This window comes from Flavobacterium succinicans LMG 10402 (assembly GCF_000611675.1).
Classification (GTDB): Bacteria; Bacteroidota; Bacteroidia; order Flavobacteriales; family Flavobacteriaceae; genus Flavobacterium; species Flavobacterium succinicans.
Window position 1 is genome coordinate 81193 of record NZ_JATV01000013.1, and the last position, 24745, is coordinate 105937.

Here is a 24745-nt window from a genome sequence, read left to right on the forward strand (position 1 = left end):
GTAATCAAGATGCAAAAATTAACCAACAAGGAAGAAGAAATTATGCATATTTTATGGAAGCTTAAAAAAGCTTTTGTAAAAGAAATTCAAGCAGAAATCACAGAAGAACAACCCCACTACAACACCCTTTCTACCATTGTCAGAAATCTAGAAGAGAAAGGATATGTGTCGCACAACGCTTTTGGTAACACCCATCAATATTTCCCTGTCGTTAAAATTGAAGACTATCGCAAGAAATTCATGTCGAATGCCATAGAAACATTTTTTGGCAGTTCTTACAAGAATATGGTATCGCAATTCGCGAAAGAAGAAAAAATATCTGCTGAAGAGTTACGAGAAATATTAGCGATGATTGAACAAAAATAAGCGTTATGGAAACCATCTATATCTACTTACTAAAAGCAAGCGGTTTGATTGCCTTATTTTATTTGGCTTACTATTTCTTGTTACGAAAAGAAACTTTCTTTACAGCCAATCGCTTTTTCTTACTCGCTGGATTAGGAACAGCTGTAGTGCTTCCGTTATTCTACATAACCAAAATTGTTTGGGTAAACCCTACTCCACTCAATTTTCCTATTTCAGAACTTCCACTACAACAAGCCACGCCTGAGGAATCCTTTGAAATAAATTGGTATTTGACTGCCATTGCCATTTATATACTAGGCTCTGCTTTGTTTTTTATAAAATTTGGAATGGATTATTGGAGTTTGAATCGAGTATTGAATAAAAGCAAAGCGCAACAACAAGCCGACTTCAAATTGATTGATGTTCCAGAAAAAATAGCGCCATTTTCGTATTTCAACACGATTGTTTTCAATTCTTCTTTGTATTCGCCATCAGAATTGCAAAGCATTTTAGAACACGAAAAAGTACACAGCGAGCAACACCATACCATAGATGTTTTGATTATTCGCTTTTTTAGTATCGTATTTTGGTTCAATCCTTTTATTTGGCTGTACCAAAGAGCCATACTTCAAAACCTTGAATTCATTGCGGATAACGAAGCTACCAAACGACTAGACGACAAAAAGGCCTATCAAATGGCACTTTTAAAAATAACAACACACGAAAATTGTGTTGCCCTTACCAATCATTTTTATCAATCATTAATCAAAAAACGAATCGTTATGTTAAACAAAAATCAATCAAAAAAATGGAATTCGTGGAAGTACGCACTGATACTTCCAGCTTTAATCGCCTTTGTATTTATCTTCCAAATTAAGGTTTTGGCACAGGAAAAAACAGTAACACACACTACAACATCCAAAACAACAACAGAAGACATCATTTTAGTTATTGACAAAAATACTTCTGATGTCAAATTAAAACAAGAAGCACAATTACTAAAAGACCTGCACGGCATTAACCTGAAAATTTCTAAAGTTAAGCGTAATGCTAATCAAGAAATTACAGGAATCAAAGTCCAATTTGATGACAAAAACGGCAACAAAGGAACCAATCAGGTTGATAGCGACCGTCCGATTTCACCTATCACTTTTATAAAAAATACCGATAGCAAAGGAAAATCAAGTATCGGATTTTATACTGGAAAAGCCAATCCAAAAGGGAAAATCAATAAAAAAATAGTACTAAATTCTTCAGATGATGAAGAATCTAACTTTGCTTTTTCTTTTAGTGATGACGAAGAGGATTTAACTCCACCAGATGCTCCAAGTGTTCCTGATGCAACAGATGCTCCAGATGCTCCAGATGCCCCAAACCAACCAAAAGTTCAAATCCAAAAAAGGGTAATCGTAACCAGAAGTAATAATGGTGAAAAACCAATAGTGTACATCAATGGTAAAAAAGTGGATGTCAATATGGAAGAATTAAATTCCAAATTAGACCCCAAATCAATCGAAAGAATGGATGTTTATAAAGGAGACATCTCTATTGAAAAATATGGAGACGATGGTAAAAACGGCGTAATCGCAATTACAACTAAAGATGGAAGAACTGAAGTAAATGTGAACAAAATAATCAAAAGAGCTCAAGCTGATGTAGAACGCTCTCTCAACGACAGAGAAAATATGCAAGCCGATATGGAACGTGCTAGAAAGGAAATAGAGCTATCAAAAATTGAAATGCAAAAAGCAAAAGCCGAAATAGAAAAAGCGAAACAAGAAATTCTAAAAGCCAAAAAAGAAATAGAAAAGGCAAAAGCTGAAAACAATAAAATATAAATTCAAAAGACGGTCATTCTACAACGACCGTCTTTTTTTTTTATCTTTGAAAAAAATAATCTATGTATAAAGTACTCGCTAAAATCAACAAAATCATTTTACCCAGTTTCACAAAGCAAGGCTTAGACCTCTCGAAAGCCAAAAAATGGCAAATGGCCATTATTGGGTATCGCTACTATGTAACTAAAAAAGCATTGTAAATACGATTTTGATACGAACTGAAAGCATTAAAAAAATACCGCAAAGTCCAAAAAAGAAGATTCTTTTGCGCCTCTTTTAAAAACACAGTCTTTCAATAATTTAGCAAGTCGAGTCAAAAAGTTTTATAGAATTCAATACTACACCGCTACAAACATTAATATAAAAAGCTATATTTGCTTTTGAATTTTAGTAAAAAATGGAACAATTTATAGTATCAGCCCGTAAGTATCGCCCACAAACCTTTAAGGATGTTGTTGGTCAAAAAGCGATTACCAATACGTTGCTGAATGCTATCGAAAACAACCATTTGGCCTCTGCCCTATTGTTTACAGGTCCTCGTGGCGTGGGTAAAACCACTTGCGCCCGAATTCTAGCTCGTAAAATAAATCAGCCCGGCTACGACGATCCCGAAGAAGATTTTGCCTTTAATGTATTTGAATTGGATGCGGCTTCTAACAACTCAGTAGATGACATTCGGAACCTAATTGATCAGGTTCGAATTCCTCCTCAAACTGGGCAATATAAGGTCTATATTATCGATGAGGTGCATATGTTGTCTTCTGCCGCTTTCAATGCTTTTTTGAAAACATTAGAAGAGCCACCAAAACACGCTATTTTTATTTTAGCTACTACCGAAAAACACAAAATCATTCCAACGATTTTATCTCGTTGTCAGATTTTTGATTTCAAAAGAATTACGGTAAAAGACGCTAAAGAACATTTGGCCGATGTTGCTGAAAATCAAGGAATACAATTTGAAGATGACGCTTTGCATATTATTGCTCAAAAAGCAGATGGTGCTATGCGAGATGCTTTGTCTATTTTTGACCGTGTAGTTTCGTTTTGCGGTAGCAATTTGACTCGACAAGCTGTAACTGAAAACCTAAATGTTTTAGATTACGAAACCTATATCAACATCACCGATTTGATCTTGGAAAACAAAATTCCTGATTTGTTATTGGCTTTTAATACCATCTTGTCAAAAGGTTTTGATGCGCACCATTTTGTGTCTGGTTTAGCTTCTCACTTTAGAGATTTATTGGTTGCCAAAACACCTTCTACCTTAGTTTTGATGGAGATGGGCGAACAAGCACAGCAAATGTATGGAGTACAAGCTCAAAAATGCAGTCCTGATTTTTTATTAAAAGGTATCGAAATTGCCAATGACTGTGATCTGAAATACAAAGTGAGTCAAAATCAACGCTTGTTAGTAGAACTTTGTTTGATGCAATTGGCCTCTATCACTTTTGATGGAGAAAAAAAAAAGTTGACGCTTTCATAATTCCCCCTACTTATTTCCGAAAACAAGAATATTCCATAACTGATAATACAAAGTCAGAAGCAGTAAGTAGTACAACTGTTACTCCCGAACCAACAAGTCCTAGTGTTGCAATTCCTTCTATTTCTTCCCCTGCAATTGCAGAAGTTGTTCCAGATGTAGTAAAACCTGCTCTAGATTTTAAACCTGACGAAACGAAATTTTCTGCCTTATCATTATCAAGTATTCGTGCCAAAAAAGCCCTTGAAGAAAGCAGTAAATCGATTGTCAAAGAAGTAGTTCATTCGCCTACAGAAGTATTTACAGAAACGCAAATGCTGTTGCAATGGACGAAATATGCTCAAAAATTAGGAAACAAAGGCTACAAAATCATGGAATCATTATTGCTAATTAATGATCCTAAATTAGACGGAACAAAAATCACTATTGAATTACCCAATGAAGGTTCAAAATTAGATTTTGAAAGCGAGAAACATGGACTTTTAGGCCATTTAAAAGGACATCTTCACAATCATGAAATTACGATTGATGTTATTGTAAATGAATCCATCGAGGTCAAAAGAAATTTAAATGACCAAGATCGCTACAACCGATTAAAAGAAATCAATCCTGCTATTGATTTATTACGAGCTACTTTTGGACTTCATGTCGATGCTTAAAAAAATGTTAAAGTAGCGGTTTATTTTAACATTTATTTCCCATTTCATAAACCTTAAAGCCCTTTTTAAAGCATAATTTTGCACATTCAAAATAAAAAAAAATTATTGCATAAAATGGAAAAAAAACAAGCAAATGTAGCACCTCTAGGACTCTTAGGTTTTGGAATGACAACTATTTTATTAAACATTCATAATATGGGATTTTTCCCAGTAAGTAGTGTAATTATATCTATGGGGCTTTTTTATGGAGGAATGGCACAAATCATAGCAGGTATATTTTCACTTCACCAAGGAAAGACTTTTGCAGGTACTGCTTTTACTTCTTATGGATTTTTCTGGATTTCATTAGTTGCCATTTGGTTATTCCCCAATACAGGTTTTGAATTGGCCGGAACAACACCAGCACCTTTTTTTGGCTGTTACCTTGTATTATGGGGATTATTTACGGCATTCATGTGGTGGGGAACTTGGGGAGGCAGCAAAGTACAGCAATTTGTATTTTTGTCGTTAACCATTTTATTCTTTGTATTAGCGCTTTCTAAATTTTTAAACAGTGAAGCCATTAACGAAATTGCAGGTGTAATTGGTGTAATTTGTGGTGGAAGTGCTTTCTATTTGGCTATGGCTGAATTATTAGAAGAGGTGAAAAATAAGAGCGTGTTACCTTATTAGTTTCTAGTTAATATTTTATAAAACTTTATATCTTAATTCGGATTACTTTAAAAAAGTAATCCGAATTTTTTTTTGCTAAAACTAATGAACTATCAGTGTTTTATACCAAGTTTTAATTCAAACCTCAAATTCATTTGCTTTTGCAAACAAGTACTTATGTTATTGGTATTTAAAAACGTAACTTAGGAGACAATAAGAATGTTACTGTTTATTTGTACTTATCATCCACTAAAATCTATGAATTATATAACTTTTTAAAAGAGTTCTGTAATTGTTTTAAAATAGATTCTATCACCTTTGTTTTTCCTCTAATTGCAAAATAAATTTGAAACTTTACATAAAATATATGGTTAGTAATCGCTGTAAATTAGCGGTTAAGGAGGAACTCAAACAAATGGGCTTACACTTCTTAATGGTTGATTTGGGAGAAGTTGAAATTATGGAAACTCTTACTGCTTTTCAACGCGAAGACTTAATAAAAAGGCTCTCTAAATCTGGATTAGAGTTAATGGATGATAAAAAAGCCATTTTGATAGAAAAAATTAAAAACAGCATCATTCAAATGGTGCATCATCCTAGCGAAACTATCAAAGTAAACTTCTCAGATTATCTGAGCGAAAAACTGGACCACAACTATACTTACCTAGCTAATTTGTTTACTGAAGTACAAGGTACCACCATTGAACATTTTATCATTTCGCATAAAATAGAACGCATCAAAGAACTGATCATTTACGGAGAATACAACATTAGTGAAATTGCCTGGAAAATGGGATACAGTAGCGTGGCACATTTATCCAGTCAGTTCAAAAAAGTAACTGGTTTGTCTCCATCACACTTCAAACAACTTAAAGACAAAAGACGTAATCCAATTGAAGATATTTAACCTACACAAAACTTACTCATCAGTTATATAACTACTGCTTTTGAGGACAAGCGAACAATCAATTACTTTCAAAAGCAACATTAATGGATCTAGAAAATCAAAATCAAGAAAATCAGTTATACAAAGATCAAGAACTAGACCTTGATGAGTATATCAACTCCTTGAAAAGGGCCTCACAATACCTCTTGAGTCTAATTGAAGCTAGTAGAGATCCTCTTTTTGCTATTAGTACCGAAGGTAAAATTATGGATACAAATGAAGCATCGTTTTTAGCCACAGGAGTATCTAAACAGCTTTTGATAGGTTCCGCATTTGTTGATTATTTCACAGATCCTAAACAAGCTAAAATAGGTTATGATTTGGTTTTTTCAGAAGGGTTTGTGAATGCTTTTCCATTAACCATAAAGGATCATAAACTAACCGATGTTCTATTTAATGGCGCTATTTATAAAGATGAAAACGGAGAAACCATTGGAGCTATGATGATTGCTAGAGACATTACAGAGCAAAAAAGAATTCAAAATGAATTGACAAAAGCAAAAGTTATTGCCGAAAACGCCACCAAAAAAGCAGAAGAAGCCGTAAAAACGAAGCAACAATTTTTGTCGAATATGAGTCATGAGATAAGAACTCCTATGAATGCCATTATTGGTTTTACCAAAGTAGTACTCAAAACCGAACTTACGGCCAAACAAAAAGAGTATATAATGGCTATCAAAATGAGTGGTGACGCACTAATCGTTTTAATCAATGATATATTGGATTTAGCCAAAGTGGATGCGGGCCAAATGACTTTCGAAAAAACACCTTTCAAGCTTAGTTTATCCATCAAAGCGATGCTACATCTTTTCGAAACCAAAATCCAAGAGAAAAACCTTCAATTGATTACCAACTACGATTCAAGAATTCCTGAAGTACTATTAGGTGATCCTATTCGATTGCATCAAATCATACTGAATTTAGTCAGTAATGCGGTAAAATTCACCAATAAAGGAACCATTACCGTAAGTGTAACATTACTTGAGGAAAATAAAGACAAAGCCACATTAAAGTTCTCAATTGCCGATACCGGAATTGGTATTAAAGAAAAAAAAATAAACGAAATATTCGATAATTTTAGACAAGCCACTAACGAAACGTCTCGACTCTTTGGAGGAACAGGGCTGGGATTAGCCATATCAAAACAATTAGTGGAAGCACAAAATGGACATATCGAAGTGCAAAGCAAAGTCAATATAGGCTCTGTTTTTAGTTTTATACTTACATTTAAAAAAACCAAGGCAGATGCGGTTTTAGAACCCGAAATTCTTGAATTGAATACCGATATCAAAAACACCAAAATTCTTGTGGTTGAAGATATGGAACTCAACCAACTCTTGATGAAAACAATTTTGGATGATTTTGGTTTTGAATGTGATATCACCGCCAATGGCAAATTAGCCATCGAGAAGTTAAAAACTAAAAATTATGATATCATCTTGATGGATTTACAAATGCCAGAAATGAATGGATTTGACGCTACCATTTATATCCGAAAGGTGATGAAATTGCAAATACCAATTATTGCATTAACCGCTGATGTTACAACTGTTGATGTAGAGAAATGCAAGGCTGTTGGGATGAACGATTATATTGCCAAACCCGTAGATGAACGCTTGTTGTATAGCAAACTTATTGGATTTTCAAAAAAACCTATTTTAATTATTGAGCATACAAAAGGAGAAAATTCAAAAAATGACACCTATAAATACACTGACATGAGTTATTTATATAAGGTCACCAAATCCGATCCTCAATTAATGACTAAAATTATTAATGCCTATTTAGAACAAACTCCTTCGCTAATTTTGAGTATCAAACAAAGTTTAATTGATAGAAATTGGAAAACCATGCAAGCTGCTATTCACAAGATGCTTCCTTCATTTACCATAATGGGAAGTAATGCAGAAACATTAAATATGGCCAAAAAAATTCAAGAATATGCTTTTACTATCGAAATTACTGAAGAAATCAACGAACTCGTTCTAGAATTAGAGAAATATTGCTCACAAGCTTGCAGAGAATTGGAGCAAGAATTAGAAATCATAAATAAATAATATTGTGAAAAATGACAACAAAATAAAACTCTTTCTAGTGGATGATGATCTCATTTTCTTAAATGTACTAGAAATCGAATTCCTTCAACATGGGGATTTTGATATTGAGACATATAAAACTGGTGAATTGTGTCTCAAAAATTTGTTAAAAAAACCCGATGTTATCATTCTTGATTTTCATTTAGATGGAATAGATAAAACGGCTATGAATGGCTTAGAAACATTAGATAAGATCAAAGAAATTAGCCCCGATATTCCCGTAATTATGCTTTCTTGTCAAGATAAAATTGATGTGGCCATAAGTTGTATGCATCACAAAGCTTTTGATTATATTGTAAAAAGTGAAACCGCTTTTTTAAGACTTCAAAAAGCAATAGAAACCATTTTTAAATACCAAAAAATGGAAAAAGAACTTAATTGGTTTATTGATCGAATGTAATTATTTATTAGTTATAAAACTGTAAATCATAGTTTAAATTGTACTTTTTTTAACAAATACTTTAACATAGACAATACTTTATATTTTCACCATCAAAGTTTTATCAAATAAGAATCTTGTAACTTTTACACACAATTCTATAATACTTTCAATGGTTTACCAACCCATCTTTGTAAAACATTTAAAAGTATAAAAAGATGAAAAATCAATCTTACTCCTTACACTAGGTATTGTAACCATTATGGCTTCGTGCAAATCAGCTCAACAAAAAGAAACAACTGCAAAAAAAATGTAGTTGAAGCAAAACAAGATTTAGCCGAAACCAGAGCCGACAATAAGGTAGATTGAAAACCAATTATTAATTCAGCATTTGATTTTAGCAAAAAAGACGACTTTAAATGGTCGTCTTTTCTGTTTTATACCCTAGGAATCTTGTAACTTTTATGCAAAGTTTTACAACAAAATAAGTTCATAGGTAAACGAACTTTACGAAAAGTAGCTAGAACTCAAAAACTCCATTTATCATGTTAGCAATAAAAAAAGAAGGCATTATTTTAGAAAAAACACTTTTAGGTTTTGAAATTGATGGCGTTTTGAATCCAGCGGTAATCATGCATGAAGGAGCCATACATATTTTTTATAGAGCGGTGGGCAAAGGCAACTATTCCAGTATTGGCTATGCCAAATTAAAATCGCCTTTTGAAGTTGAAGAACGCAAAGATATGCCACTAATTTTTCCGCAAATTGAATACGAAGAACACGGCGTAGAAGATGGAAGAATTGTAAAAATTAACGAAACTTTCTATTTGACCTATTGTGCTTATGATGGCGTAAACGCCTTAGGAGCTTTAGCCACTTCTACCGATTTATTGCATTGGGAAAAACAAGGAATTATTGTACCTCAAATTATGTTTGACGAATTCAAACGTTTGGCAGAAACTAGAGGAAGAATCAACGAAAAATATTTGCGCTACAACAGTCACGATAGAATTAGAGAACGCAAAGGAAAAAAAGTTTGGGTTTGGGACAAAAATGTTCTTTTTTTTCCAAGAAGAGTAAATGGAAAACTACTTTTTCTGCATAGAATAAAACCAGATATTCAAATCGTTAGCATCAATAATTTAAACGAACTCACTGCTGAATTTTGGCAAAGCTACTTACTGCAATTCGCAGATAGTATTGTCATTGAACCAAAATATGAACATGAAATTAGCTATATAGGTGGCGGATGTCCTCCTATAGAAACTGACGAAGGATGGTTACTCATCTATCATGGTGTACATGACACTATACATGGCTATGTATATTGTGCTTGCGCTGCCTTATTAGATCTAGAAAACCCACAAAAAGAATTGGCTCGACTGCCTTATCCGTTGTTTAAACCTGACCTTAAATGGGAGCTCACTGGGGAAGTAAATAACGTTTGCTTTCCTACTGGCGCCATTGTGGACAACGATACCCTATATATTTATTATGGTGCAGCCGATGAACGAATTGCTTGCGTTTCGCTTCATCTACCCGATTTGCTAACAGAACTACTACTCAATCTGAAATAATATGAAAACAAAAGCCTATAAAAACCTCAATTTGTTTCCTTTAAAAAGAATCAAAAGTAAAACTGTCCTGCCTGAAATTCTTTTCATCACCTCCTATCCGCCTAGAGAGTGTGGAATCGCCACCTATTCTCAGGATTTAATTTTTGCTTTGAATAATAAATTCAAGAAATCATTCAAAATCAATATTTGTGCTTTAGAAAATCAAAATGACAACTATTTGTACCAAGAAGCTATTCATACCGTTTTAGAAACCGATAATCCCAACTCCTATCTTGATTTGGCTAAAAAATGTAACGAAAATGCTAATCTCGCTATGGTGGTCATTCAACACGAATTTGGATTGTTTCGCGCTAATGAAGCTGATTTTATATTGTTTTTGAAAACCTTAAAGAAACCCATAGTGGTTGCATTTCATACGGTGCTACCCCAACCGGATCTGTTATTAAAGGAAATGGTTCTGGCTATAGATTTGTATGCTACTGCATTTATTGTAATGACAAATACATCAGCAAAAATAATCACTGAGGATTACCATATTGCCCCCGAAAAGATAGTTGTAATTCCACACGGAACCCATTTGGTTGAGCACATTAACAAAAATATTTTAAAAGAAAAATACCAAGTTGCTGGTAAAAAAATCATTTCTACTTTTGGACTTTTAAGTTCTGGAAAATGCATTGAAACCTCTATAAATGCATTAAAAACTATCATTAAAAAACACCCAGAAGTGCTCTTTTTGGTGATTGGCAAAACACATCCAACCGTTGTAAAAAATGAAGGAGAAGCTTACAGAACAAGTTTAGAAACTAAAATCAATGATTTAGGGCTGAATGACCACGTGAAATTCATTAATAAATACTTGCCTTTGAAGGAGTTGTTAGAATACTTACAACTCACCGATATTTATTTATTTACTTCTAAAGACAGAAATCAAGCGGTTTCTGGTACTTTTTCGTATGCCATTAGTTGTGGTTGCCCTATCATCTCCACTCCTATTCCACATGCAGTTGAAGTCTTAAAAAACGGAACAGGCATCATAATCGATTTTGAAAATCCTGAACAACTTGCCAAAAATGTCATTCATTTATTGAATAACGAACAATTACGACAAGACATTTCCTTAAACGGAATTCATAAACTTGCATCAACCGCTTGGGAAAATTCGGCCATTGCTCATGCGCTTTTGTTTCAAAAAGTGAGCCTAAGAAAAATTCAATTGCGTTATAAAATTCCACCACTCAATTGGAATCATATAAAAAATATGACTACTGATTTTGGAATGATTCAGTTTGCAAAAATCAATCAACCCGATTTGAGCACTGGATACACTTTAGACGATAATGCTAGAGCATTGGTTGCTGTTTGCCAACATTATGAACTCACCAAAGACACTAGTGATTTAGTACTTATTGAGTTGTATTTCAATTTCATCAAGTTTTGTTTACAACCTGATGGGCATTTTCTAAATTATGTTGATAAAAACCGAAAATTTACCCTTCAAAACTCAGAAAACCTTGAAGATGCTAATGGTAGAGCCATTTGGGCACTTGGTAATTTAATCGCTATTAGTGATTTACTTCCGTTATCATTGGTAAATGAATCCCGAAAAACAATGCAATTGGCCTTGTCTATTGTAGTTGAAATTCATTCAACACGTGCGATGGGTTTTATCATCAAAGGTTTGTATTATAGTCATTCGGCCAATTTTAGTTTCGAAAACACTTTACTACTAAAAACCTTAGCCGATAGATTGGTTCAAATGTACAAACATGAATCAGATGAAGAATGGGAATGGTTCGAAAGTTATTTAACCTACGGAAATAGTATTCTACCCGAGGCTTTGCTGTGTGCCTATTTAGTAACAAATAATCCAATTTATCAAACTGTTGCCAAAACATCATTTGATTTTTTACTTTCAAAAACATTCAATGAGGATACTATAAAAGTTATTTCTAATCAAGGATGGATGCACAACAAAGTTCAAATTGCTGAACCGAAAAATGGAGGCGAACAACCTATTGATGTTGCCTACACAATAATGGCATTGAGTAAATTTTATGACCATTTTGGTGAAGAAAACTATTTGAAAAAAATGGAGGTAGCTTTTGAATGGTTTTTAGGTAAAAATCATTTGCATCAAATTATTTACAACCCATGTACAGGCGGATGTTATGATGGTTTAGAAGAAACCTACATTAATTTGAATCAAGGAGCAGAATCAACCGTAAGTTATATGATGTCACGATTAACTGTTGAGAAATATAAAAAAACGAAGAAAAAAACTAAAACTAAAAAATATGCTCTTCCGCCTCCATCCAAAAATGGAACCTTACCCAAAACCACAATCATAAGTGCCGAATAAAAGTATATGGGAACCGCTATAAATAAAATGCTTGAGGAAATTGGAGAGTTTTCGCTTTTCGGAAGTCGATTTTTTAAAGAAATCAGCACCTCCCCTTTTCAAATCAACGAATTCATTCGGCAATGTTATGCCATCGGATACAAGTCACTTCCATTAGTGACCATCACTGGGTTTATCATGGGATTGGTCTTGACGATTCAATCCCGTCCTACGATGACAAAATTTGGGGCCGAAAGTTGGTTACCTAGTATGGTTTCATTGTCGCTAATCAGAGAAATTGCTCCAGTAATCACAGCACTTATTTGTGCTGGAAAAATTGCTTCTGGAATTGGTGCTGAATTAGGCGCAATGAAAGTAACCGAACAAATTGATGCTATGGAAGTATCGGCAATCAATCCCTACAATTATTTGGTGGTAACACGAATTTTGGCCACTACTTTAATGGTGCCACTTTTGGTTATTTATGCAGATTTAGTTGGGATTTATGGTGGCTATATCGGATACAATGTGAGAGGAACAATGGGATTGTACCGATATTTTTCGGATGTATTTGAGCATTTAGAGTTTTTAGATTTAATGCCAGCGGTTATTAAAACTTTTTTCTTTGGTTTTTTTATTGGATTGATTGGTTCCTATAAAGGTTTCAATGCCTCTAGCGGAACAGCAAGTGTAGGAATAGCTGCCAATGAAGCAGTCGTTATGGCTTCACTTTCTATTTTTATTATAGATATGGTAACGGTTCAAATAACCGATTTATTCTTTTAATAATGAAAAAAGAACCACTCATCAACATCGAAAACGTATGGAAATCTTTTAAAAAAAATCAAGTTTTAAAAGGGTTGAATTTGTCTGTAAACAAAGGAGAAAGTCTAGTTATTTTAGGACGTTCTGGTTCAGGAAAATCCGTTTGTATCAAATGCATTGTAGGTTTGATTAAAGCCGATAAAGGACAAATTCTGGTTTTTGGGTCGGATGTAACCAAGCTAAAAACGGAAGCCCTAAACAAAATAAGAATCCGAATTGGGTTCATGTTTCAAAATGGTGCCTTGTATGATTCGATGTCAGTTAGGGACAATTTAGCCTTTACTTTAAAACACCATACCAAAGACTTAGAAACATCACAGATTGAGGAAAAAACTATAGAAGCTCTAGAAGCTGTGGGATTATCAGAAGCGATTGATAAAATGCCTTCGGAATTATCAGGAGGAATGCGAAAACGAGTTGGTTTAGCAAGAACATTAATCATTCAACCCGAAATTATTTTGTACGACGAACCTACTTCGGGACTCGACACGATTACGGCTAGAGAAATTAGTAAATTGATTGTTTCTATTCAAAAAAAACAACGCACTACTTCAATTATCATTACACATGATATGGCTTGCGCAAAAGCTACAAGTGACCGAATCATGATTCTAAATGAAGGCGTAATTCATGCCGAAGGAACTTATTCTGAGTTAGAGAATAGTAATGACGAATGGGTAAAATCTTTTTTCATATGAGCAACTAATATTACTCAATAAAGAAAACCCCTCCTAAAATGGTATTGCTTAAAGCAACTATTTAGGAATACACAAATTCATAAAACCTTAAGTGGGAACAGAAAACATATACTATGGCAAATTCATCAAACTATACTTGGAAATTGGGAGCATTTGTTCTTTTGGGAGCAACTTTGTTTGTCATTACAATCTATTTTATAGGAAAAAATAAAAATCTTTTTGGGAGTACGTTTCGCTTGCGGTCAGAATTCAAAAATGTTAGTGGACTCAAAGTGGGCAATAATGTTCGCTTTTCTGGAATTAATGTCGGAAGTGTAAAAAATATCGAGTTTCTATCCGATTCGGCAGTGATTGTGGAACTGATTATCAAAGAAGAGATTCAGCCCTACATCAAAAAAGATGCGCAAGCTAGCATAGGAACAGATGGTCTGATGGGTGATAAAGTACTCACGATTTCACCAGGAACTTCATCAAATGAAATTGTAAAAGACAACGCAACCATTGTTTCTGTAAAAGCCATTGAACTCGAAGATTTGATGAAAAGTTTGCAAAAAAGTGTCGATAACGCTCAAATAATCACGCTTCAACTTTCGGAATTTAGTTTGAAAATTAATAAAGGAAAAGGAGCTTTAAATAAAGTGTTGACCGATGAAGAATTTGCTAATCAAATTGCTCAAACCATGACGAATTTAAAAATAAGCTCAGATGAGTTTGCCATTTTTAGCAAAAATATGAATGACAAAAATGGAACTTTATCACAATTAATGACCAATCCAGAATATGCGGCTTCGATAAAAAAAACGGTCACCAACTTAGAAAAAAGTACTTATGAAATAGATGTTTTTTCTAAAAAGTTAAATAGCAGTCGTGGGATTTTATCCAAATTGGTAGATGATGAACGACTAGCTGCCTCACTCGATTCTTCTTTGACCAATATTGAAAAAGGTTCTAAAAATTTACTAGAAATCGAAGAAGCCGCTAAACACAATTTTTTGCTAAGAGGTTTTTTTAGAAAAAAAGCCAAGGCAGAAAAAAAAGAGAACTAAAGCAGCAGCATTCAAAACCTAGGAATAAAGCAACTTATACCAATAGTTATGTAACAACTTCTTGGGAACAAAAGAAGAACTTTGATTAGCAATGAAAACATTTTCATTAGCTTAAAAACACCTTATCATGGCAAACATAATTAAGTCTCCAAAAAAAGAAAAAGACCCAAAAGCAGAAAGTCAAAAAATAATTGACAATCATGAGAAAGCCGCATTACATCACGAAAAAGCGGCAAAACTGCATCATGAAGCAGCAAAATTTCAAAAAGAGGGCAACAGTACTATGGCTTGTGGATGTAACTGCAAAGCAAAAAACGAATCTGATTTGGCAAAAAAGATTCAGAAAAAAAACAAAAAAAACAATCTCAGATTGCATAGGACTTTGGCTAGAATTTGATTTAACCCCATAAAAGCATCCTAATCCTTGGGTGCTTTTTCTAATTGCATCGCTATGAAATCCGTAACTGAACTCAATGACAACATATTCAGAATTACTCAAACGATTCAAAATGAGTTTCCAGAACTAATGCCTTTTTTGAACGAAATGACCATAACAATTCCAATGTTGCATTCGCCCGAAGTAGATCAAAAAGCTTTAAATGATTATTATAATTCTTTGAGAAATTTACTGATGAAGTATGCCCCAAACCACAATGTTTTATTTCAATCTATCTAAAAAATCATGAAAAACACTTTAAGAAAAGCCATCTATTTGGATCATTATACAGCGATGGTATTTGATTATAACAATCAAACAGCGGTACTAGAAAAAACGATAGCTTCTGAAATGAATCCTTTTGTGAAAGAAGAAATTTTACAAAAAGGAGAAAGTCATTGGCACAACAAAGAACAAGATTTACAAAGCGATTTTTATAAAAGAATAATAGCCGAGGTTGCTCCTTGTAGCGAAGTCTTTTTCTTTGGTCCAACGAATGCAAAAACCGAATTGATAAACATCATTCAAGGTAAACCCAAATTTGATGCGATAAAAATTTACAGCAAGGACATTGATAAGATGACAGAAAATCAAAAGATTGAATTGATAAATACCACATTTAAAATTCCTTAAAATGAAAAATAAATCACTACAAATTGAATTGCTTTTCGAAAGACTTACGTTAGTTGTAACCAAAGTTCTCGGGAGTTATTTTGCTTTTGTTTTGGCTTTAACGCTAGTACTTTTTTGGTGGAGTACTAATTTATTCACTTCGAATAATTGGCATCAAAATATTGGTGATATCATTTTTGGCTTTACTTTTTTGAGTTTGTTTATTATTCAAAAATCCTTCAATCGCTATTCGGCTTTAATTCATTTGAAAATGAATGAACTCATTTCCTCACACGAAAGAGCTAAAAATGCTGTAATGAACACGGGTAATAAAACAGAAAAAGAAATCAGAGAACTTTCTGAAGAATACATAGAATCTGATGCTACATTCGAAAAAGAAGTAAATATTGCTTTGAATGATGTAAATACAGAAAATCAAGTTTGAATGTAATCAATTCAAAATACTAATGCCTTCAACTTTAATTTATAAAACAACAATAAAATGAAAAAAACAATTGTAATGACTAGCCTGCTTATAGTTTTAAGCTGGTGTTCACAAGGACAAACAATTTCAAAAAATGCACTTGGACTAAGAATTGGTGATAACGATGGTTTTGGTGGAGAGCTTTCCTATCAAAGAAAAATGGCCAAAAACAACCGCTTAGAACTGGATTTGGGATGGCGTAGTAATAACAATATTGACGCACTAAAATTGGCAGGAATTTACCAATGGGTTTGGAATATTGAAGGCGGTTTTAATTGGTATGCTGGAGTTGGTGGCGGATTAGGGTATTGGAATCATAATGACAATCTGAATGATGACAATGGCGTTTTTGCTTTTGTGACTGGCGACTTAGGTATTGAATACGACTTTGATGTTCCAATTCAAGTATCACTTGATATTAGACCTGAATTGTATTTTAATTCAAATGATTATCGTGAAAATAATTTTGGACCAGACATTGCTTTGGGAATCCGATATCGATTTTAAGTGAGACAATGTGTGAATATTACAACTCTTACTCAAAATAGTACAATTCAAAATTCCCAAGCTTTCGCACCTTTGTACAGTCAGGAAAATACATTCTTGATTTAAATATTATCATCATGAATACTACAGAACTTAAAGAAGATTGGGAAGTACAAAAAGGGAAACTCAAACAAAAATTTGCCAAACTAACAGATAACGACTTATTATTCTTAGATGGAAAAAAAGACGAAATGTTGGGTAGAATTGAAAAAAAATTAGGCAAAACCAAAGCCGAATTGAAAAGGATTATCGAATCGCTTTAATCCATTAATTGAAAACTATACATTATGAAAAAATCCATTTATACATTTGCAATAACTGCGTTCCTTGCAGTAATGGTATTCACTGCTTGTAAATCGAATACAGAAAAAGAGGCAGATGCAACCGAAAAAGTGATTGATGCTAACGAAAATCTTGATGCCGTTAACGAAGACATCAATGTTGACGAAGCAAAAAAGGCCAACGATATGGAGTGGCAAACGTACAAAGAAGAAGTAAATACTAGTATTGCTGCTAATGAAGTTCGCATTGCTGAATTGAAAGCTGCTTTGAAAAAACCAGGCAAAACTTTTGATGCCAATTATTCTAAAAGCATTCAATCCTTTGAAGATAGAAATGCTTCATTGAAAATGAAAGTCAAAAATTACGAGAACAATCAAACCGATTGGGATTCCTTTAAACGAGAAGTTGATTCGGATATGACCGAATTAGGAAAAGCTTTTAAAGACTTGACTGTAAACAATAAAAAGTAAGCTTTTTAAAAAAAGAAGAGATAATAAAAAAAAGCAAAGGGTAACATCCTTTGCTTTTTTTATTTATATTTTACCGTAATACATTGCTTTTACGATTCCGTCTGATAATCCAATTTTAGGAACAAAGATTTGTCTAGCTCGGCTCCATTTCATGGCGTTTAAATAAATTCGTGTTGCTGGCACAATTACGTCAGCACGGTCAGAGTTTAAGCCCAACTGCGAAATTCGCTGTTCATAAGTTAATGAATTCAAATAGCTATACTGTGAATTAATATAAATAAAGGACAAAGGTTTCTCTTGTGATTTACCTGACATCTTAAATAATTTATTAATATTTCCACCGGATCCAATAAGGGTAACTTCTTCATAATCTGCCGTGTTGGTTTTGATCCATTTTTCAATTTCGTCCCATACCACATCATGTACCATGTTATTGAGTAAACGAACTGTTCCTGCTTTAAAGGAACGTGACGTGATCATTTTTCCATTAGAAAACAGAGTAAATTCAGTACTTCCTCCACCAACATCTACAAACAAATAAGTTTCGTCAGTTTTTAATAAATGATGTAAATCTGTTGAAGCAATGATTGCTGCTTCTTTTTTACCATCAATGATTTCAATTTTAATATCGGCCTTTTTCTTAATTATGGCCACAACTTCTTTTGCATTATAGGCTTCTCGCATTGCTGAAGTTGCAAATGCTTTATAACTCTCCACTTTGTGTACCTTCATCAAAAGATTAAATGCTTTCATGGCATCGCACATTCTTTCAATATTTTCTGGAGAAATTTCACCAACAGTAAAAGCGTCTTGCCCCAAACGAATAGGAACACGCACCAAGGAACTCTTACTGAACTGAGTCTCCTTTCCGTCTTCCTCCACAATATTTGCAATCAGTAATCTCATGGCATTTGATCCAATATCGATTGCGGCATATTTTTTAATTTTAATCATACTTCCTTCTATCATTTATTTTTTAACTTCTTTATTCTATAACTCTTCTGTAACTACTTCTAATTTGTTTTGATAATACTTGTACGTTTCTGTTTGAGCTCTAAATAGAGGTTTATCTCCTGGTTTACGATACAGATTGTCTAAATTTTCAGAATGAAATCTAGCTTTGACATTCCCTTTCCAACCTAAATCAAAATGATCCATCAATTCGTCTTTAATATCTTGATCATAAATTGGACAAGTTACTTCTACTCTAGCATCTAAATTTCTGGTCATAAAATCGGCAGAAGAAATAAAGACATCTGGAATTCCGGCATTACCAAAAATGTATACTCTTGAATGTTCTAAATAGTTATCTACTATACTGATAGCCTCAATATTTTCACTCAACCCTTTAACACCTGGTATTAAGGAACAAATCCCTCTGATTTGTAATTGAACTTTAACTCCTGCCTTACTCGCTTGATACAATTTATCAATCATTTCAAAATCTGAAAGACTATTCATTTTCAATCGAATGTAAGTTTTTCTACCTGCCAAAGCATGAGAAATTTCTCTATCAATCAACTTTGTAAATTTACTTCGAGTATAATGAGGCGATACAATTAAATGTTTGTAGCGATGAACTCGATAGTTGACATCAAAGAAATCAAAAATTCTATTAATGTCTTTTAAAATTTGTTGATGACTTGTAAAAAGGGTTACATCTGTATATATTTTTGCGGTTGATTCGTTGAAATTTCCTGTAGAAACAAATCCATAACGCTTAATTTTATCATTTTCCTGACGCTCAATAACACATATTTTACTGTGTACTTTCAGTCCCTTTATACCAAAAATTAATTCGATACCTTCCGTTTTCATTTGCTCTGCGTATGAAATATTGGAAGCTTCATCAAATCGAGCTTGCAATTCTATTTGAACCGTAACTTTTTTTCCATTCTTTGCAGCATTTATTAATGAACTAATTATTTGAGAGTTCTTGGCCAAACGGTATAAGGTTATTTTAATAGAAAGCACATTAGGATCTAATGCGGCTTCTCTTAAGAATTTGGTCAAATAAGAAAACGATTGATAAGGTGCATTTAATAAAAAATCTTTTTTACTAATTTTATCTAACATACTTCCTTCAAGACTCAAGCCGGGTATAGGAAGTGCTACATTTGATTGGTACAATAAATCGTATCTTCCTAGATTTGGAAAACTCATATAATCACGTCTATTATGGTAACGCCCTCCTGGAATGATACTATCTGTAGAAACGATATGCATTTTATCTAGAAAGAAACGAAGGGTATCTTCCTCAATTTCTTGATCATAAATAAATCGAACCGGTTCTCCTATTCGTCTATCTTTTACGCTCAACGCAATTTTTTCAATCATACTTTTACTCAAATCACTATCAATATCCAAAGAGGCATCTCTAGTGATTTTTATCATGTGAGCCGATAGTTTTTTATAATCGAAAATATTAAAAATACTGCCTAAATTTTGACGGATGACATCATCCAAAAGAATTACATACTGTTTACCATTTTTTGAAGGCAATACTACAAAACGATTAATGGTTTTTGGTATTTCGACCACCGCATAACGTACTTCCTCTTCTTTATTTAAAACCAACTTAATAGCCAAGTAACCAAAAGTATCTTTTAGTAAAGGAAATTCAGCCAAATCGTTCAATATAATGGTAACCAATTCAGGACTAACTCTTTGAATAAAGAAATCTTTAAGATAATTTTCTTGTTCCTTGTCTAAATCATTTTCGGTAATAATATAAATATTCTCTTGCTGTAATTGACTCTCAATATCTCTCAAGATATTCAAACTTTCCTCTTGGTGTTCTATTACAATTTCGGTAATTTCTTTTACTAATTGTTGAGCAGAAACTCCACCTAAATATTTTTCGCCTGAGATACCAGAAAGACTCAATCGTCGAATGGCAGCAAATCGAACTCTAAAAAACTCATCCAAATTATTTGAAAAAATACCTAAAAAGCGCAACCTGTCCAATAAAGGCACTGAATGGTCTGCTGCTTCTTGTAATACTCTGGCATTAAAAGCTAACCAACTCTTCTCTCTATCAATATATTTATGTGTCAAAACTTTACTATTTTAAATTTTTAGGAACAATAATTTTCAACGTTTTCCCTTTTTCAATTGAGCTCCAATCATTTACATCAAATTGCATAGAAACAAAACCGGAAGTAGGAACATTTTCAATAAAAACATCCCCAAATCTATTAACAAAATTTGTAATTGCACCATTATGACCAAAAAGAATTACATTATCAAAATGATTTTCACATGATTTAATAACACTAGTTAATTGGTGCTCATCAAAGGTGTACAAATCCTCCTTGAAAATAATACTTTCAATAGGATAAGACAAATTTTGTGCGAAAATTAAAGCTGTTTGAGAGGCTCTCTCTGCAACACTGCTCCAAAACAAATAGGTTTTTGGCAAATATTTCGATACGTAACTTGATACTTTATGTGCTGTTTGTAAACCATTCTTAGACAAAGGTCTGTCTATATCTTTCAAAGGGGCTTCCCAACTTGATTTTGCATGTCGAATTAGAATTAAGTTTTTCATACTTATAAAAAATTATATAGTTATAAATCTATGTTGTAGTTGTGATTTACCCTCAAAAAAGAAAGTAATAGACGTTATAAAGAGCACTTAAATTACATTAATTTTTCAAGGCAACAACGAAAACGAAACTTAATTAACAATTGTTTATCATTTTTATATAGCTAAATCCTAAATAAAATAAAACATTGAAAAATTTAAAAAAAATAAATTTAGATTGACCATTCCCTATTTTAGATATATAACAGAAATTAATTACAAATCCAAAAAAATGGAAAGATATTCACAAAAAAACATTTAAAAAAACTCCTTTTAACGATTTTTCAGGTTGTTTACGGAAAAAAAAACAATATATTTTTCATTGTATCTAATTTTGAAGTAGTTAATCAAAACATAAATTATTACTTAAAATCATTTACAATGAAAGCTACCTCTACTCAAAAAAAAATAAACTTACCTATAGACCAAAAAAAATCTTCCTTAAGATACTACACAAAAAGCATATTGGCAGTATTGGTTTTTATGATAGGTAGTAGTTTGATCCATGCACAAAATTCTTGTAAGTCTAAACTTCAAGTTGAAAAAAACAGAAACTCAAGAAGTATTTCATCAGAAGGTACTCAATACAGACTTCTAATTTCAAATGAAACCTCCAACCAAGCGTCATTCAATTTAAAAGCAATTGATATTAATAAAAACTGCACAAATAATGATGGTAGTTCTACATCAAACAATGTTAATCTCAATTTCTTTTTTACAGATGTTGATTCAAATCCAATTTCAGATATAGTTTTGAATTCAGGCGAAACAAAATCTTTTTTAGTAAAGCTTACAATACCTTCTGGAACACCATACAACAGATGGAATTGCACCGAAATTGCCGCTACATCAAATGATTGTAGCAATTATTCTATCACTACAATTTTACATACTCTAGTGAGTGATCCAAATCAAGAGTAAAATCATTAAATCATTTCATACCCAAATATCACTATTAAATAGTTTAAGATGAAAAGACAATTACACCTAAGTATCCATAAGATAAAATTGAACAAATCATTTATTTTGTTTGTTTTTCTTTTAATGACTGGATTTGTAAACTCACAAACAATTACACCAACAAAAACGGTTACTGTAAGACCAGGAGTATGTGGTAAAATTGATGTTGAGTTAAAATTGCAAGGTTCTAATCCAGTGGCAAGGCCTTCTGAAGTTGTTTTAGTAATAGATGTTTCAGGAAGTATGGGTTTCGATATTGCTAATGATCCAAATATACCTTTAGATTATGCAAAAGATGCTGCTATAAGTTTTATAAACAATGTCTTTACTCCAGCAAACAATCCAACAGGAAAAAATAAAATCGCAATAGTAAAATATAGTAGCAATGGTTCATTAGTAAGAACTCTAACACTAGCTTCTGGTAAACAAACTTTAATTAATGATGTTAATGCTTTAGTTGCAAATGGATCAACAAACATAGAGGACGGAATTAGAAAAGCTGATCAAGAGTTAACTGCAAAAGGTACTTTTGATTGTATTACATCAAGAAGTATTGTGCTTTTAACAGATGGTGTTGCTACTAGAAATGTAGCAAATGGTGACAACTGTACTAATGGCCAACAAGGCACATGTATTCAAGCAGCTATTACAGCAGCAAATGATGCTAAAACAACTGTTGTTTCTGGAACTACATATAACAATCAAATTTTTGCAGTGGGTTTATTTGGTGCAATATCAGGAACAGATCAAAGTAATGCTGAATATACCTTAAACAATGTTCAAACGGCTGGTGCTTTTTTTACAGAAAACGCAGCGAACCTAACTGGAATTTATAACCAAATATCTACTCAACTTTCTTGGATTGCTCAACAAATTACTGGAACACCATTTGCAACAGAGTCAGTTAGTAATGACTTTACAATAGGAGCGGTTACACCTTCAAAGGGAACAGCATCTGTTTCAGGTCAATCGATTTCATGGAACATTGACTTTTTGAATGTAGAAACAATAACCCTAAAATATGAACTTACACCAAAGGCAAATGTATGTGGAAGTAAAACTGTGAGTTCTTCATCTCTAAATTATCGAAACACTAGTTGTCAAAATTCAACACTAAACATCCCAACATCTTCAACAAATATTCCTTGTCCAATTATCACTTTAGCTTCGCAAACAAACGTAAGCTGTTTTGGCACCTCTACTGGGGCAATAACATTAAATGATGCTACTGGAGGTACTTCTCCGTACACTTATGATTGGTCAGATTTAACTGGAACCAACGACCCAAAAAACAGAACAGGATTAGCTGCAGGTACCTATATTGTTACTGCTACAGATAAAAATGGATGTAGTACTGCGGCTTTAACAGTAAATATAACGCAACCAGCAGCGGCTTTAGCTTTAGCAGCTTCTTCTAAAACAGATGCTTCTTGTTTTGGAGCTAGCACTGGCTCTGTAACTGCGGGTAACGTAACTGGCGCCGTGGGAACAGTAACCTATTCTTGGAAAAATGCTTCTAATACAGTAGTTGGTTCTACTGCTTCGGTAAACAATTTGCCAGCGGGAACTTATACCGTAAACGTAACTGATTCTTGTTCTTCTCAATCTAATTCTGTAACTGTTGGACAACCTGCAGCCAATACTGTGGTGGGTTCAACTGCTTCTGTAAGCAATTTACCAGCAGGAACTTATACTGTAACAGTTAGTGACTCTTGTTCATCTCAATCTAATTCAGTAACTGTTGGACAACCTGCAGCAGCTTTGGCTTTGGCTTTGGCTTTAGCAGCTTCTTCTAAAACTGATGCTTCTTGTTTTGGAGCTAGTACGGGTTCTGTAACTGCAGGCGTTGTAACTGGAGCTGTGGGAACAATAACCTATTCTTGGAAAAATGCTTCCAATACTGTGGTGGGTTCAACTGCTTCTGTAAGCAATTTACCAGCAGGAACTTATACTGTAACAGTTAGTGACTCTTGTTCATCTCAATCTAATTCAGTAACTGTTGGACAACCTGCAGCAGCCTGTAACTGGAGCTGTAGGAACAGTAACTTATTCTTGGAAAAATGCTTCTAATACAGTAGTTGGTTCTACTGCTTCTGTAAATAATTTGCCTGCGGGAACTTATACCGTAACGGTAACTGATTCTTGTTCTTCTCAATCTAATTCAGTAACTGTTGGACAACCTGCAGCTCCATTAAGTGCAACTGCTATTATTATAAACAATAACAACTGTGCAAATTGTAACAATGGCTCAATAAACATTACTGTCACAGGAGGAACATCACCTTATACTTTCTTATGGTCAAATGGTTCTACATTAGAAGACATTTCTGGCTTACAAAACGGAAATTACACTATTGAAATTACTGATAAAAATGGCTGTAAAGCTAATTATAATTACGCTATTTCAGAATCAAGTATCAACATCACCAAAGAAGGTACTTATGTTGATGCTAATAATGATGGCATTACCAATGTAGGTGATGTAGTT

The 24745-nt window shown here is 33.3% G+C and carries 27 protein-coding genes and 1 pseudogene; 24 read left to right on the plus strand and 4 right to left on the minus strand.

Annotated elements, in window-relative coordinates:
- Positions 1 to 9 precede the first annotated feature (9 nt).
- The 4 genes from AO58_RS0113205 to dnaX all read left to right on the plus strand — a co-directional run bounded on the left by AO58_RS0113205 (position 10) and on the right by dnaX (position 3666).
- Positions 10 to 366, plus strand: a complete 357-nt coding sequence (locus AO58_RS0113205) for a BlaI/MecI/CopY family transcriptional regulator (RefSeq protein WP_024982158.1) — start codon at positions 10 to 12, stop codon at positions 364 to 366.
- A gap of 5 nt (positions 367 to 371) precedes the next feature.
- Complete coding sequence (locus tag AO58_RS0113210; protein ID WP_024982159.1) at positions 372 to 2183, plus strand: M56 family metallopeptidase; 1812 nt, start codon at positions 372 to 374, stop codon at positions 2181 to 2183.
- Positions 2184 to 2245: 62 nt separating this feature from the next.
- A complete protein-coding gene (locus tag AO58_RS0113215) occupies positions 2246 to 2383 on the plus strand; it encodes a hypothetical protein (RefSeq protein WP_024982160.1) in 138 nt (45 codons plus the stop codon).
- A 197-nt stretch (positions 2384 to 2580) separates the two neighbouring features.
- On the plus strand, positions 2581 to 3666 hold the full coding sequence (gene dnaX, locus AO58_RS0113220; RefSeq protein WP_024982161.1) for a DNA polymerase III subunit gamma/tau: 1086 nt from the start codon (positions 2581 to 2583) through the stop codon (positions 3664 to 3666).
- 10 nt (positions 3667 to 3676) lie between these two features.
- On the opposite strand, the gene AO58_RS0113225 is transcribed toward dnaX, so the two are convergent.
- Complete coding sequence (locus AO58_RS0113225; protein WP_024982162.1) at positions 3677 to 3898, minus strand: hypothetical protein; 222 nt, start codon at positions 3896 to 3898, stop codon at positions 3677 to 3679.
- A 79-nt stretch (positions 3899 to 3977) separates the two neighbouring features.
- Between AO58_RS0113225 and AO58_RS17280 the strand changes: the two genes are divergently transcribed.
- The 17 genes from AO58_RS17280 (at position 3978) to AO58_RS0113315 (ending at position 17711) form a co-directional block, all read left to right on the plus strand.
- Positions 3978 to 4322, plus strand: a complete 345-nt coding sequence (locus AO58_RS17280; RefSeq protein ID WP_024982163.1) for a DUF8439 domain-containing protein — start codon at positions 3978 to 3980, stop codon at positions 4320 to 4322.
- 114 nt (positions 4323 to 4436) lie between these two features.
- Entirely contained in the window at positions 4437 to 4994 is a 558-nt protein-coding gene (locus AO58_RS0113235; protein ID WP_024982164.1) for an acetate uptake transporter, read from the plus strand.
- 346 nt (positions 4995 to 5340) lie between these two features.
- The gene (locus AO58_RS0113240) at positions 5341 to 5880 is read left to right on the plus strand and encodes a helix-turn-helix domain-containing protein (protein ID WP_024982165.1); all 540 of its coding nucleotides are present in this window, start codon (positions 5341 to 5343) and stop codon (positions 5878 to 5880) included.
- Between the two features lie 83 nt (positions 5881 to 5963).
- Complete coding sequence (locus AO58_RS0113245; RefSeq protein ID WP_024982166.1) at positions 5964 to 7976, plus strand: ATP-binding protein; 2013 nt, start codon at positions 5964 to 5966, stop codon at positions 7974 to 7976.
- Positions 7977 to 7980: 4 nt separating this feature from the next.
- The gene (locus tag AO58_RS0113250; RefSeq protein ID WP_024982167.1) at positions 7981 to 8415 is read left to right on the plus strand and encodes a response regulator; all 435 of its coding nucleotides are present in this window, start codon (positions 7981 to 7983) and stop codon (positions 8413 to 8415) included.
- A 524-nt stretch (positions 8416 to 8939) separates the two neighbouring features.
- A complete protein-coding gene (locus AO58_RS0113260; protein WP_024982168.1) occupies positions 8940 to 9971 on the plus strand; it encodes a glycoside hydrolase family 130 protein in 1032 nt (343 codons plus the stop codon).
- 1 nt (position 9972) lies between these two features.
- Positions 9973 to 12333 carry a glycosyltransferase gene (locus AO58_RS0113265; protein WP_074917713.1) on the plus strand — a complete coding sequence of 787 codons (2361 nt, stop codon included), beginning with the start codon at positions 9973 to 9975 and terminating at the stop codon, positions 12331 to 12333.
- 6 nt (positions 12334 to 12339) lie between these two features.
- On the plus strand, positions 12340 to 13098 hold the full coding sequence (locus tag AO58_RS0113270; protein WP_024982170.1) for an MlaE family ABC transporter permease: 759 nt from the start codon (positions 12340 to 12342) through the stop codon (positions 13096 to 13098).
- A gap of 2 nt (positions 13099 to 13100) precedes the next feature.
- Positions 13101 to 13835: an ABC transporter ATP-binding protein gene (locus AO58_RS0113275; RefSeq protein WP_024982171.1), complete on the plus strand. Its 735-nt coding sequence runs from the start codon at positions 13101 to 13103 to the stop codon at positions 13833 to 13835.
- A gap of 113 nt (positions 13836 to 13948) precedes the next feature.
- On the plus strand, positions 13949 to 14881 hold the full coding sequence (locus AO58_RS17285) for an MlaD family protein (RefSeq protein WP_024982172.1): 933 nt from the start codon (positions 13949 to 13951) through the stop codon (positions 14879 to 14881).
- Between the two features lie 127 nt (positions 14882 to 15008).
- Complete coding sequence (locus AO58_RS0113285; protein WP_035717810.1) at positions 15009 to 15278, plus strand: hypothetical protein; 270 nt, start codon at positions 15009 to 15011, stop codon at positions 15276 to 15278.
- Positions 15279 to 15332: 54 nt separating this feature from the next.
- Positions 15333 to 15557: a hypothetical protein gene (locus AO58_RS17290; protein WP_074917710.1), complete on the plus strand. Its 225-nt coding sequence runs from the start codon at positions 15333 to 15335 to the stop codon at positions 15555 to 15557.
- Between the two features lie 6 nt (positions 15558 to 15563).
- Positions 15564 to 15950 carry a hypothetical protein gene (locus AO58_RS0113295; protein ID WP_024982175.1) on the plus strand — a complete coding sequence of 129 codons (387 nt, stop codon included), beginning with the start codon at positions 15564 to 15566 and terminating at the stop codon, positions 15948 to 15950.
- A gap of 1 nt (position 15951) precedes the next feature.
- On the plus strand, positions 15952 to 16374 hold the full coding sequence (locus AO58_RS0113300) for a low affinity iron permease family protein (RefSeq protein WP_024982176.1): 423 nt from the start codon (positions 15952 to 15954) through the stop codon (positions 16372 to 16374).
- Positions 16375 to 16431: 57 nt separating this feature from the next.
- Positions 16432 to 16920 (plus strand): hypothetical protein, encoded by a 489-nt coding sequence (locus AO58_RS0113305; RefSeq protein ID WP_024982177.1) that lies wholly within the window; start codon positions 16432 to 16434, stop codon positions 16918 to 16920.
- 116 nt (positions 16921 to 17036) lie between these two features.
- Positions 17037 to 17222: a CsbD family protein gene (locus AO58_RS0113310; protein ID WP_024982178.1), complete on the plus strand. Its 186-nt coding sequence runs from the start codon at positions 17037 to 17039 to the stop codon at positions 17220 to 17222.
- A 24-nt stretch (positions 17223 to 17246) separates the two neighbouring features.
- A complete protein-coding gene (locus AO58_RS0113315; RefSeq protein WP_024982179.1) occupies positions 17247 to 17711 on the plus strand; it encodes a hypothetical protein in 465 nt (154 codons plus the stop codon).
- Between the two features lie 63 nt (positions 17712 to 17774).
- Here AO58_RS0113315 and AO58_RS0113320 read toward each other — a convergent pair whose 3' ends face one another.
- Genes AO58_RS0113320 through AO58_RS0113330 form a run of 3 tightly spaced genes read right to left on the minus strand, consistent with a single transcriptional unit; the run spans position 17775 to position 21261 of the window.
- Complete coding sequence (locus AO58_RS0113320) at positions 17775 to 18665, minus strand: Ppx/GppA phosphatase family protein (protein WP_024982180.1); 891 nt, start codon at positions 18663 to 18665, stop codon at positions 17775 to 17777.
- Between the two features lie 36 nt (positions 18666 to 18701).
- Positions 18702 to 20768, minus strand: coding sequence for a polyphosphate kinase 1 (gene ppk1 / locus AO58_RS0113325; RefSeq protein WP_024982181.1), 2067 nt, complete (start codon positions 20766 to 20768; stop codon positions 18702 to 18704).
- Between the two features lie 7 nt (positions 20769 to 20775).
- On the minus strand, positions 20776 to 21261 hold the full coding sequence (locus AO58_RS0113330; RefSeq protein ID WP_024982182.1) for a SixA phosphatase family protein: 486 nt from the start codon (positions 21259 to 21261) through the stop codon (positions 20776 to 20778).
- A 417-nt stretch (positions 21262 to 21678) separates the two neighbouring features.
- Between AO58_RS0113330 and AO58_RS0113335 the strand changes: the two genes are divergently transcribed.
- The 3 genes and pseudogenes from AO58_RS0113335 to AO58_RS17295 form a co-directional block, all read left to right on the plus strand.
- Positions 21679 to 22218, plus strand: coding sequence for a hypothetical protein (locus AO58_RS0113335; protein WP_024982183.1), 540 nt, complete (start codon positions 21679 to 21681; stop codon positions 22216 to 22218).
- 48 nt (positions 22219 to 22266) lie between these two features.
- Positions 22267 to 24327 (plus strand): VWA domain-containing protein, encoded by a 2061-nt coding sequence (locus AO58_RS0113340; RefSeq protein WP_081764673.1) that lies wholly within the window; start codon positions 22267 to 22269, stop codon positions 24325 to 24327.
- Positions 24257 to 24745, plus strand: a pseudogene (locus AO58_RS17295) (hypothetical protein); the annotation flags it as partial. The gene AO58_RS0113340 and the pseudogene AO58_RS17295, both read left to right, overlap by 71 nt.

Coding starts and splice junctions, on each gene's coding strand:
- AO58_RS0113205 (WP_024982158.1), top strand. CDS start 10: ATGCAAAAATTAACCAACAAGGAAGAAGAAATTATGCATATTTTATGG.
- AO58_RS0113210 (WP_024982159.1), top strand. CDS start 372: ATGGAAACCATCTATATCTACTTACTAAAAGCAAGCGGTTTGATTGCC.
- AO58_RS0113215 (WP_024982160.1), top strand. CDS start 2,246: ATGTATAAAGTACTCGCTAAAATCAACAAAATCATTTTACCCAGTTTC.
- dnaX (WP_024982161.1), top strand. CDS start 2,581: ATGGAACAATTTATAGTATCAGCCCGTAAGTATCGCCCACAAACCTTT.
- AO58_RS17280 (WP_024982163.1), top strand. CDS start 3,978: ATGCTGTTGCAATGGACGAAATATGCTCAAAAATTAGGAAACAAAGGC.
- AO58_RS0113235 (WP_024982164.1), top strand. CDS start 4,437: ATGGAAAAAAAACAAGCAAATGTAGCACCTCTAGGACTCTTAGGTTTT.
- AO58_RS0113240 (WP_024982165.1), top strand. CDS start 5,341: ATGGTTAGTAATCGCTGTAAATTAGCGGTTAAGGAGGAACTCAAACAA.
- AO58_RS0113245 (WP_024982166.1), top strand. CDS start 5,964: ATGGATCTAGAAAATCAAAATCAAGAAAATCAGTTATACAAAGATCAA.
- AO58_RS0113260 (WP_024982168.1), top strand. CDS start 8,940: ATGTTAGCAATAAAAAAAGAAGGCATTATTTTAGAAAAAACACTTTTA.
- AO58_RS0113265 (WP_074917713.1), top strand. CDS start 9,973: ATGAAAACAAAAGCCTATAAAAACCTCAATTTGTTTCCTTTAAAAAGA.
- AO58_RS0113270 (WP_024982170.1), top strand. CDS start 12,340: ATGGGAACCGCTATAAATAAAATGCTTGAGGAAATTGGAGAGTTTTCG.
- AO58_RS0113275 (WP_024982171.1), top strand. CDS start 13,101: ATGAAAAAAGAACCACTCATCAACATCGAAAACGTATGGAAATCTTTT.
- AO58_RS17285 (WP_024982172.1), top strand. CDS start 13,949: ATGGCAAATTCATCAAACTATACTTGGAAATTGGGAGCATTTGTTCTT.
- AO58_RS0113285 (WP_035717810.1), top strand. CDS start 15,009: ATGGCAAACATAATTAAGTCTCCAAAAAAAGAAAAAGACCCAAAAGCA.
- AO58_RS17290 (WP_074917710.1), top strand. CDS start 15,333: ATGAAATCCGTAACTGAACTCAATGACAACATATTCAGAATTACTCAA.
- AO58_RS0113295 (WP_024982175.1), top strand. CDS start 15,564: ATGAAAAACACTTTAAGAAAAGCCATCTATTTGGATCATTATACAGCG.
- AO58_RS0113300 (WP_024982176.1), top strand. CDS start 15,952: ATGAAAAATAAATCACTACAAATTGAATTGCTTTTCGAAAGACTTACG.
- AO58_RS0113305 (WP_024982177.1), top strand. CDS start 16,432: ATGAAAAAAACAATTGTAATGACTAGCCTGCTTATAGTTTTAAGCTGG.
- AO58_RS0113310 (WP_024982178.1), top strand. CDS start 17,037: ATGAATACTACAGAACTTAAAGAAGATTGGGAAGTACAAAAAGGGAAA.
- AO58_RS0113315 (WP_024982179.1), top strand. CDS start 17,247: ATGAAAAAATCCATTTATACATTTGCAATAACTGCGTTCCTTGCAGTA.
- AO58_RS0113320 (WP_024982180.1), bottom strand. CDS start 18,665: ATGATTAAAATTAAAAAATATGCCGCAATCGATATTGGATCAAATGCC.
- AO58_RS0113330 (WP_024982182.1), bottom strand. CDS start 21,261: ATGAAAAACTTAATTCTAATTCGACATGCAAAATCAAGTTGGGAAGCC.
- AO58_RS0113335 (WP_024982183.1), top strand. CDS start 21,679: ATGAAAGCTACCTCTACTCAAAAAAAAATAAACTTACCTATAGACCAA.
- AO58_RS0113340 (WP_081764673.1), top strand. CDS start 22,267: ATGAAAAGACAATTACACCTAAGTATCCATAAGATAAAATTGAACAAA.